Below are 9,787 nucleotides of genomic sequence, written 5' to 3'. Positions count from 1 at the left end.
CGGCGCAGTTCGCGTTCGACATAGAAGCAGTCGGGCGCCTTGATGTCTTCGAGGTTGATGGCGCCAAACGTGGGCTCGAGCGCGGCAATGATGTCGACCAACTTGGCCGGGTCCTTCTCGTTGATCTCGATGTCGAACACGTCGATGCCCGAGAACTTCTTGAACAGCACGCCCTTGCCTTCCATGACCGGCTTGCTGGCCAGCGCGCCGATGTCGCCCAGGCCGAGCACGGCGGTGCCGTTGGTCACCACGCCGACGAGGTTGCCACGGCTGGTGTACTTGAAGACGGTGCTCGGGTCCTTGACGATCTCTTCGCAGGGGGCGGCCACGCCGGGCGAATAGGCCAGTGCCAGGTCGCGCTGGTTGACCATCTGCTTGGTCGCCGCGATGGCGATCTTGCCGGGCTTGGGAAATTCGTGGTATTCCAGCGCCGCGCGGCGCAGCTCGGCGCGTTTTTCGGGGGTGTTGTTCGCCGTCATGTTCTCTGGCATCAAGCGTCTCCAGCTCAGGTAAGTGCCAGGCCGCGCCACCGCAGGTGCTCCGGGCGGGCCGTCAGCTTTGGTTAAGCCGCGATTGTAGGCCGCGGCCCAGGGAAACCCAGGGCTGCAAACCCCCTGGCGCAGTGGAAACAGCTGTGACTGGCGCGGCCCCATTGCGGCCCTGGGGTAGTTGGCGCATCGCACCCGCTTGCGCCGCATGCTGGCGCTGCTATGCTGCCCCGCCCAACGGCACAACAACCACTCCACAGAGACATGTACGACTCCATCCCTGCCTCCCTTCATCCCCTTCCCTCCCGCAGCCGCGCGCTGCTCGCTGGCCTGGCGCTGGCCGCCACGCTGGCAGCCCCTGGCGCGCAGGCCCAGCCCGCCGCGGGCGCCTACCCGAGCAAGACCATCCGCCTCGTCGTGCCCTACTCGGCGGGCGGCTCCACCGACATCCTGGGCCGCCTGCTGGCGCAGAAGATGGGCGAGAACATGAACGCCACCGTGGTGGTGGACAACAAGCCCGGCGCCAATGGCACGCTCGGCTGCGACCAGGTCGCCAAGGCCCCGGCCGACGGCTACACCATCGTGCTCGGCGACGTGGGCTGCCTGGCGATGGCGCCGGGCCTCTACACCAAGCTGCCCTACGACCCGCTCAAGGACTTCACGCCCGTGAGCCTGGTCGCGCGCAGCCCGCTGGTGCTGACCGTGGGCGCGCAAAGCCCGTTCAAATCGATGGCCGACCTGACGGCCGCGGCCAAGGCCCAGCCGGACAAGCTCAACTACCCCTCGTCGGGCACGGGCGGCCCGAACCACCTGGGTGCCGAGCTGTACGCGATGCAGGCCAAGGTGAAGATCAGCCACATCCCCTACAAGGGCAGTGCGCCGTCGGTGGTCTCGCTCGTCGCGGGTGAAACCGACTTCGGCTTCCTGACGGCCGTGACCATCGACTCCCAGCTCAAGGCCGGCAAGCTGCGCGCCCTCGCCGTGGCGCACAACGAGCGCCTGGCCTCGCTGCCCGAGGTGCCGACCATGGACGAGCAAGGCCTCAAGGGCTTCCAGGCCGACGCCTGGTTCCTCGCCGCCGTGCCCGCCGGCACGCCCCAGCCCATCGTCGAGCGCCTGTACCAAGAAATCGCCAAGGCGCTGCCCGACGCGCATGTCAAAGCCAAGCTCGACGCCATGGGCGTGCTGCCCTCGGCCTCCAGGCCAGCCGCGTCGGCCGACTTCCTGAAGGTGGAAGTGGCCAAGTGGCGCCAGGTGATCAAGACCGCGGGCATCACGCTGGATTGAGCGCGCCCTGCACCCGCAAAAAGCCCCTGCCGCGCAGACTGCGGCAGGGGCTTTTTGGCATGGGCGCGTGCTGCCAGCGCAAGGGCAGAGGCGACCGGCGCTTCAAAAACAGGAGCTACCGGCGCTTTATTCTATTGGTTTTGCTGCCAAAAATTCCTTGAAACGCAATCTGCGCCCACGCAACTAGCTCCTGTTTTTCGAGCATCGGGCGCACCGGGGAAATACCGGCCGCCATGCAACACGGCCCCGCAGGGCCGTGTCTTGCCACAGAGGGGGCCGCTTACCGGCTGCTCGGGAAGCTGAACACCGCTCCTTCGCGCACGCCGGCCGAGGGCCAGCGCTGCGTGATGGTCTTGCGCTTGGTATAGAAGCGCACCGCGTCCGGGCCGTAGGCGTGCAGGTCGCCAAACAGGCTGCGCTTCCAGCCGCCGAACGAGTGGTAGGCCACGGGCACCGGCAGCGGCACGTTCACGCCCACCATGCCGACCTGGATGTGGTCGGTGAAGTAGCGGGCGGCCTCGCCGTCGCGGGTGAAGATGCAGGTGCCGTTGCCGTACTCGTGCGCGTCGATCAGGTCCATGGCCTGCTGCAGCGTCTGCACGCGCACCACGCCGAGCACCGGGCCGAAAATCTCTTCCTGGTAGATCGTCATGCCGGGCTTGACATGGTCGAACAGACAGGCGCCGAGGAAGTAGCCGCCCTCATGGCCTGCGGCCACCTGCACGCCACGGCCGTCCACCACCAGCGTGGCGCCTTCGGCCACGCCCTGGTCCACATAGCCTTTCACCTTCTCGAAGTGCTGCTTGGTGACCAGCGGGCCCATGTCGTTGCGGTTGTCGGTGCCGGGGCCGACCTTCATCTTGGCGATCTCGGTCTTCAGGCCGGCGATCACGGCATCGCCCACTGCGTCGCCCACGGCCACCAGCAGCGGGATGGCCATGCAGCGCTCGCCGCACGAGCCGTAGGCCGCGCCCATCAAGGCGCTCACGGCGTTGCCCACATCGGCGTCGGGCATCAGCACGGCGTGGTTCTTGGCGCCGCCCAGGGCCTGCACGCGTTTGCCGTGCTTGCAGCCTTCGGCGTAGATGTATTCGGCGATGGGGGTAGAGCCCACAAAGCTCACCGCCTTGACGCGCGGGTCGCGCAGCAGGGTGTCCACGGCCACCTTGTCGCCGTTGACGACGTTGAGCACACCGGGGGGCAGGCCTGCTTCCTGGGCCAGCTGGGCGATGAACAGTGTCGACGAGGGGTCGCGCTCCGACGGCTTGAGCACAAACGTGTTGCCGCAGGCCACGGCCATGGGCCACATCCACAGCGGCACCATGGCCGGGAAGTTGAACGGCGTGATGCCGGCCGTGACGCCCAGTGCCTGGAACTCGCTCCAGCTGTCGATGTTCGGGCCCACGTTGCGGCTGTGCTCGCCCTTGAGCAGCTCGGGCGCGTAGCTCGCGTATTCCACGTTCTCGATGCCGCGCTGCAGCTCGCCGTGCGCGTCGGCCAGCACCTTGCCGTGCTCGGCGGTGATCAGGGCGGCGATCTTGTCGGCGTTTTCTTCGAGCAGCACCTTGAGCTTGCCCATGACGCGGGCGCGCTTCAAAGGCGGCGTGTTGCGCCAGGCCGGGAAGGCGGCCTCGGCGGAGGCAATGGCGGCCTCGACCGTGGCCTGGCCCGCCAGCGCCACGCTGGTGGTGGAATGGCCGGTGGCGGGGTTGAACACGGGCTGGGTGCGTTCGGTGTCGGCAACGATCTGGCCGTCGATCAGGTGGCCGACGGTGGTGGTGACGTTCTTGTCGTGGTGCATGGCGAAAATTTGAATGGAAAGTGCCGCCAGAGCTTATCCATTAAGCGCTGGCAGCTATCAATATGAGAGTTTTTGGGTATGCGCAGGATCAGGCTGTCTCAGCCAGGGCATCGCCGAGTGCGTTGATCAGGCGGTCGATCTCGGCCTTCTCGCTGATGAAGGGCGGGGCCAGCTGGATGGTGTCTCCGCCGTAGCGCACGTAGAAGCCTTTCTTCCAGCAGTTCATGGCGACCTCGTACGGCCGGCGGGCCGGCTCGCCGGGCAGCGGTGCGATGCTGAAGCCCGCGGCCAGGCCGTAGTTGCGGATGTCCAGCACATGCCTGGCGCCTTGGAGGCTGTGCACCGCCTGCCCGAAGTACGGCGCCAGCGCCTGCACGCGGCCCAGCATGTCTTCCTTTTGCAGGATGTCGAGCGCCGCGATGCCGGCAGCGCAGGCCACGGGGTGGGCCGAATAGGTGTAGCCGTGCGGGAATTCGAGCAGGTACTCGGGACCGCCGGCGTCCATGAAGGTGTCGTAGATGTCCTTCTTGGCGACCACGGCGCCCAGCGGCTGCGCGCCATTGGTCACCTGCTTGGCGATGTTCATGATGTCGGGCGTGACGCCAAACGCCTCGGCGCCGGTCATGGCCCCCGCGCGGCCGAAGCCGGTGATGACTTCGTCAAAAATCAGCAGGATGTTGTTCTGCGTGCAGATCTCGCGCAGGCGCTGCAGATAGCCCACGGGCGGAATCACCACGCCGGCCGAGCCCGAGAAGGGCTCGACGATGACGGCGGCGATGTTGCTCGCATCGTGCAGCGCGATCACGTCGAGCAGCTTGTCGGCCAGCTCCTTTCCGGTGGGCGGCATGCCCTGGTGGAACGAGCCCGCCGGCGGCTGGGTGTGCGGGAGGTGGTCGGCTTCGACGCCCTGGCCGAAGAGCTTGCGGTTGGCACCGATGCCGCCGACCGAGATGCCGCCGTAGTTCACGCCGTGGTAGCCCTTCTCGCGGCCGATCAGGCGCGTCTTGCCCGCCTGGCCCTTGGTGCGCCAGTAGGCGCGCGCCATCTTGAGCGAGGTGTCTGCGGCCTCCGAGCCGGAGCCGGTGAAGAACACATAGTCCAGGCCTGCAGGCGTGAGGTCCTTGATACGGTTGGCCAGCTCGAACGAGAGCGGGTGGCCGAACTGGAACGCGGGCGCGTAGTCGAGCTTTGCGGCCTGCCGGCCGATCGCCTCGGCGATCTCGCGGCGGCCGTGGCCCAGGCCCGAGCACCACAGGCCCGAGAGCCCGTCGAAGATCTTGCGGCCATCGGAGTCGGTGAAATAGGCGCCGCTGGCCTCGACGATCATGCGCGGGTGGGCCTTGAAGTTGCGGTTGGCCGTGTAGGGCATCCAGTGGGCCTCGAGCCAGGCGGCGTCCATGCGCGGGGCGTTGCCGGCAGCGCCAGCGGCGGGGAGGTCGATGTTGACGAAGCTCATGGGGTTCTCCGATGCACAAATTCAGCCCTGCGACGCAGAGGCACTGGGGTGGCCATTGTTGCCCGCGCTGTTAATCTCTCCAAGAGCGCAATGTCAATGTTTACTTAGCACTTCATGCACGCAAAGTCCGCCGTCCCCACCCCTGTGCCCCCCGCCGCCGCGGCGCCGCGCCAGCGCGCGCTGCTCGGCCAGATCAGCGACATGGACCTGCGCCTGCTGCAGGTGTTCAAGAGCGTGGCCGAGTGCGGCGGCATGGCCGCGGCCGAGCTGGAGCTCAACATCGGCGCCAGCACCGTGAGCCGGCACATGAAAGACCTGGAAACGCGCCTGGGCCTCACGCTGTGCCGGCGCGGGCGCGCCGGCTTTGCGCTCACGGCCGAGGGCCAGCGCGTGTACGACGAGACCCTGCGCCTGCTCAGCGCGGTGGACGCGTTTCGCAGCGGCATCGACGACATCCACCAGCGCATGGGCGGGCGGCTTGACGTGGCGGTGTTCGACAAGACAGCCAGCAACCCGGCCGCGCGCATTGGCGCGGCCATTGCGCTGTTTACCGGGCAGGCGCCGGACGTGGCCCTGCAGATGCATGTGGCGTCCATCAACGCCATCGAACGCGGGCTGATCGACGGGCGCTTCCAGGTGGGCATCATCCCGGCGCACCGCCATTCGCAAAGCCTGGTCTACACCGACCTGTTCACCGAGAACATGCTGCTGTACTGCGGCCGGCAGCACCCGCTGTTCGGCCAGGACCACCGCCAGCTCACCTGGCAGGCGCTGCGCGCCTGGCAGTTTGCGGGCCTCGGCTACCACTCGCCCAACATGGAGCTGAGCCACAGCGCGCGCCTGCCGCGCAAGGCCACGGGCTTCGACCAGGAGTCCATCGCCACGTTGGTGCTGTCGGGCCGCTACCTGGGCTTTCTGCCAGACCACTACGCCGAGGCCTTCGAGCGCAGCGGCCAGATGCAGGCGGTGCAGCCGGCGCAGTTCTTCTACCGCTGCCAGTTCGTCGGCGTGCTGCGCAAGTCGCCCCAGCCGCCGCGTGCGGCGCAGGCGTTCGCGCAGTGCCTGGCGGCCGCACACGGGGCGCCGGTGTGAGCACCCTGCCCCTCTGAGCGTCAGCGCGTCAGCGCGTCAGCGGCAGCGCCACGCCCATGGCCGCAAACGCACCCCCGCAGACGCGGTTGAAGCGCTTGCCCAGGCGCTCCAACGCCGGACGGATGCGGTGCGCGAGCCGGGCCAGCAGGGTCTCGACCCCGCATTCGATCAGCGCGAAGGTGCCGGCCATGACCGCGAACTGCAGCCACAGGCTGCGCGCCGGGTCGATGAACTGCGGCAGGAAGGCGCCGTAGAACAGCAGCGCCTTGGGGTTGGACACCGCCGCAAACAGTCCCTGGCGAAACAGCTGGCTGCGGCGCGGGAACGGGGCGCCGGGCGCGGCCTGCAGGTTCAATGGCGGTGCGCGCCACAGCTGCACGCCCAGCCACACCAGATAGGCGCCGCCCACCCACTTGAGCACCTGCAGCGCGCTGGCCGAGGTCTGCAGCAGGGCACCGATGCCGAGCATCGAAAGCCCAATCACGGCCACGAAGCCGCAAGCGCCGCCGGCCACCGTGTACAGCGTGCGCCTGTGCCCGTGCAGTGCGCCGTGCGTGAGCGCCAGCAGGCTGTTGGGGCCAGGCGTGAGCGACAGGCCGAGGGCGGCCACGAGATAGATCAACCAGGTGTGCAAGGCCATGGGGCGTTCCTTCACTGGGGGCCAACCGGGCGCGCCAGTATAGGAGGGCGCCCGGGCGCAGGGCTGCGCCGAAGGAACTGCGCGCCTGGGCCCCGCGCGGCGCGGCAGCGGTGCCCCGGTGGCAAAATTGCCGGGCTTGCCGCCCGCACGGCGCCGCAACGCCCTCCCCGCCCATCCACCCGTTTTTGATCGGAAAGCCGCGCCATGTTCACAGGCATCGTCCAGGCCACGGCCACCATTGCCGCCATCCACGACCGCAGCGGCCTGCGCACGTTCACGCTCGATTTTCCGCCGGGCTTTTGCCAGGACCTGGCCATTGGCGCGAGCGTGTCCACCGATGGCGTGTGCCTCACGGTGACGGAAATCCTCTCCCCCACGCAGGCCGCATTCGACGTGATGCAGCAAAGCCTGAACATCACCACGCTGGGCCGCTACCACCAGGGGGACCGCGTGAACGTGGAGCGCGCGGCCAAGGACGGCGCCGAGATCGGCGGCCACCCGCTGTCGGGCCACGTCGATTTCACCGGCACCCTCACCGAGCGCCGCGCGTTCGACAACAACCTGGTCTGGCGCGTGGCGGTGCCGGAGCCGTTTCGCAAATACATCTTTGCCAAGGGCTACATCGCCATCCACGGCGCGAGCCTGACGGTGTCCGAGGTGAACCGCGCCGAGGGCTGGTTCGAGGTCTGGCTGATCCCCGAGACGCGCCGCGCCACGGTGTTTGAAGCCAAAAAGGTGGGCGACGCGCTCAACATCGAGATCGAGCGCAGCACGCAGGTGCTGGTGGACACGGTGCGCGAGGCCGTGCACGAGAGCCTGGGCGCGCTGCAGCCCGTGCTCGAAGCGATTTTGCAGGAAAAGGGCCTGTCGCTCGATGACTTCCTGCGCCCGCAGGTGCAGACGCCACAGTGAGCGCGCGCGTGTGCGCGCTCGCGCCCCAGCACCTGCCCGGCCTGCTGGCCGTGCAGCAGGCCTGCTATGGCGCGGCGCTGGTCGAAGGGGCGCAGGTCTTTGCGCGCCGCCTGGCCAGCCCGGCCAACTGCTCGCTGGTGCTCGAACACGCCGGACAGGTCGTGGCCTACCTGGCGGCCTACCACTCGGTGCGCCACAAAGTGACGCCGCTGCAGGGCGACTTCGAGGCCGTGGCCGCACCAGGCATCCCCGACACGCTCTACCTGCACGACATGGCCGTGCTGCCGCAGTTCGCCGGGCGCGGCCTGGCGCGTGCGCTGCTGGCGCGGCTGTGGGCGGGGGCCACTGCCCGCGGCCTGCGCCATTCGGCGCTGGTGTCGGTGCAGGGTTCGCGGGCGTACTGGGAGCGGCAGGGGTATGCGGTGCAGGCGCTGGACCAGGCGGCGCAGCGCGCGCGGCTGGCCAGCTACGGCCCCGGTGCGGTCTACATGCTGCGGCGCCTGGACGGCGGCGCGCCCTGAGCATGCGCCGCACCGCGCAGCCACGCCCCGTCATCGGGCTGTAGGGTTGCTTGGCGATAATGCGCTCCATGCCAAATCGCTGGAAACCCAACGTCACCGTGGCGGCCATCATTGAACAGGGTGGCCGCTTTTTGCTGGTGGAAGAGCAAACCCGCGACGGTCTCAAGCTCAACAACCCGGCGGGCCACCTCGACCCCGGCGAAGCTCCGGCCGACGCCTGCGCACGCGAGGTGCTGGAAGAGACCGCGCACGAATTCGCGCCGAGCGCGCTGGTGGGCGTGTACCTGAACCGCTTCACCAAGACGCGCACCGGCGACGACCTCACCTACCTGCGTTTTGCCTTTGCCGGCACGCTGGGCGCGCACCACGGCTGGCGCACGCTCGACGCGGGCATCGTGCGCACCGTATGGATGACGGCCGACGAGATCCGCGCCTGCCCCGGGCGCCACCGCAGCCCGCTGCTTCTGCGCAGCCTCGAAGACTACCTGGCGGGCCAGCGCTTTCCGCTGTCGCTGGTGCACACCGACGCGAGCGTGCTGCAGCCGGCGGGCTGACCCCGCCGCGCAGGTGACAGCGGCGGGCCGCGCCCTCAGTCCGCTCAATCCGCCGTGAGCTTGCGCTCCTTGATGATCGCGGCCCACTGGGTCGATTCCTTCTTCATGAAGGCGGTGAGTTCGGCGCGCGTGGTCGGCTGGGGCGTGAGGCCGTGCTTGAGCAACGCTTCCTTTACACCGGGGTCGTTCAGCACCTTGACGATCTCCTTGTTCCAGCGCTCGAGCAGCGGCGTCGGCGTCTTGCCCGGCGCCACGAAGGCGTACCAGTTGAGCGCTTCGAACCCTGGGAAGCCCGACTCGGCCACGGTGGGAATGTTGGGCAGGTAGGCGGGCCGGGTCAGGCCGGTGGTCGCCAGCGGAATCAGCCTGCCCGTTTCCACGTGCGGCATGGCGGTGGGCGGCGCGGCAAAGTACGAGGTGATGCGTTCGCCCAGCAGGTCTTGCAGCGCGGGCGCGCCGCCCTTGTAGGGCACGTGCACCATGTCGACGCCGGCGCGCTGGTTGAACAACTCACCCGCCAGGTGCGAGGCCGAGCCCGCGCCCGTGGAGGCGAAGTCCACGCTGCCGGGCTTCTTCTTGGACAGCGCGATGAACTCGGCCAGGTTCTTGGCCCCGGCGCCCTTGTGCACCACCAGCACGTTGGGGAAGTTCACGCCGCCCGAGACTGCTGCGAGGTCCTTGAACGGGTCGTAGGACAGCTTCATCAGGTGCGGGGCAATGGTCAGCGGGCCGACCGAACCGAACAGCAGCACCGACCCATCGGCCGCCGCGTTGGCGACGAACTGGTGTGCGATGTTGCCCCCCGCGCCGCCCTTGTTGTCCACCACCACCGACTGGCCGATGTTTTCGCCGAGCTTCTTGGCGATCAGGCGCGCGGCCGCGTCGGCGGCGCCGCCCGGGGCGAAGCCGACCACCAGGGTGACGGGCTTCTGGGGTGGAAAGTCCTGGGCGGCGGCCACGGTGGCGCCGAGCAGTGCCGCTGCGGCCACAAGGCGCGCGCTGCGATGGACAAGGTGTTGAAGTTTCATCATGGTTT

9 protein-coding genes and 1 pseudogene are annotated in these 9,787 nt (G+C 68.5%); 5 read left to right on the top strand and 5 right to left on the bottom strand.

The annotated features are described in order from the left end of the window. A pseudogene (locus B2J89_RS08575) lies at nt 1-491 on the bottom strand (NADP-dependent malic enzyme); the annotation flags it as partial. Nucleotides 492-752: 261 nt separating this feature from the next. Between B2J89_RS08575 and B2J89_RS08570 the strand changes: the two are divergent. Further along, nucleotides 753-1,775: a tripartite tricarboxylate transporter substrate binding protein gene (locus B2J89_RS08570; RefSeq protein WP_169168728.1), complete on the top strand. Its 1,023-nt coding sequence runs from the start codon at nt 753-755 to the stop codon at nt 1,773-1,775. Nucleotides 1,776-2,055: 280 nt separating this feature from the next. Here the strand turns inward: B2J89_RS08570 and B2J89_RS08565 are convergent, their stop codons facing one another. Continuing rightward, on the bottom strand, nt 2,056-3,576 hold the full coding sequence (locus B2J89_RS08565) for a CoA-acylating methylmalonate-semialdehyde dehydrogenase (protein ID WP_169168727.1): 1,521 nt from the start codon (nt 3,574-3,576) through the stop codon (nt 2,056-2,058). An 88-nt stretch (nt 3,577-3,664) separates the two neighbouring features. Then, complete coding sequence (locus tag B2J89_RS08560; protein ID WP_169168726.1) at nt 3,665-5,032, bottom strand: aspartate aminotransferase family protein; 1,368 nt, start codon at nt 5,030-5,032, stop codon at nt 3,665-3,667. 180 nt (nt 5,033-5,212) lie between these two features. Here B2J89_RS08560 and B2J89_RS08555 point away from each other — a divergent pair, with 180 nt between their 5' ends. Next, the gene (locus B2J89_RS08555; RefSeq protein WP_169168733.1) at nt 5,213-6,124 is read left to right on the top strand and encodes a LysR family transcriptional regulator; all 912 of its coding nucleotides are present in this window, start codon (nt 5,213-5,215) and stop codon (nt 6,122-6,124) included. Nucleotides 6,125-6,152: 28 nt separating this feature from the next. On the opposite strand, the gene B2J89_RS08550 is transcribed toward B2J89_RS08555, so the two are convergent. After that, on the bottom strand, nt 6,153-6,764 hold the full coding sequence (locus tag B2J89_RS08550) for a LysE family translocator (RefSeq protein ID WP_169168725.1): 612 nt from the start codon (nt 6,762-6,764) through the stop codon (nt 6,153-6,155). A 204-nt stretch (nt 6,765-6,968) separates the two neighbouring features. On the opposite strand from B2J89_RS08550, the gene B2J89_RS08545 reads away from it, so the two are divergent. The 3 genes from B2J89_RS08545 (at nt 6,969) to B2J89_RS08535 (ending at nt 8,751) form a co-directional block, all read left to right on the top strand. After that, nucleotides 6,969-7,676: a riboflavin synthase subunit alpha gene (locus B2J89_RS08545; RefSeq protein WP_169168724.1), complete on the top strand. Its 708-nt coding sequence runs from the start codon at nt 6,969-6,971 to the stop codon at nt 7,674-7,676. Next, nucleotides 7,673-8,197: a GNAT family N-acetyltransferase gene (locus tag B2J89_RS08540; RefSeq protein WP_169168723.1), complete on the top strand. Its 525-nt coding sequence runs from the start codon at nt 7,673-7,675 to the stop codon at nt 8,195-8,197. Before B2J89_RS08545 ends, B2J89_RS08540 begins: the two co-directional genes overlap by 4 nt. A gap of 68 nt (nt 8,198-8,265) precedes the next feature. After that, nucleotides 8,266-8,751, top strand: a complete 486-nt coding sequence (locus B2J89_RS08535; RefSeq protein WP_169168722.1) for an NUDIX hydrolase — start codon at nt 8,266-8,268, stop codon at nt 8,749-8,751. Between the two features lie 44 nt (nt 8,752-8,795). Here the strand turns inward: B2J89_RS08535 and B2J89_RS08530 are convergent, their stop codons facing one another. Beyond that, a complete protein-coding gene (locus B2J89_RS08530; RefSeq protein ID WP_173025296.1) occupies nt 8,796-9,782 on the bottom strand; it encodes a tripartite tricarboxylate transporter substrate binding protein in 987 nt (328 codons plus the stop codon). Nucleotides 9,783-9,787 lie beyond the last annotated feature (5 nt).

This window comes from Acidovorax sp. SRB_24 (assembly GCF_012931925.1).
This window is presented reverse-complemented; position numbering and strand designations above follow the sequence as displayed.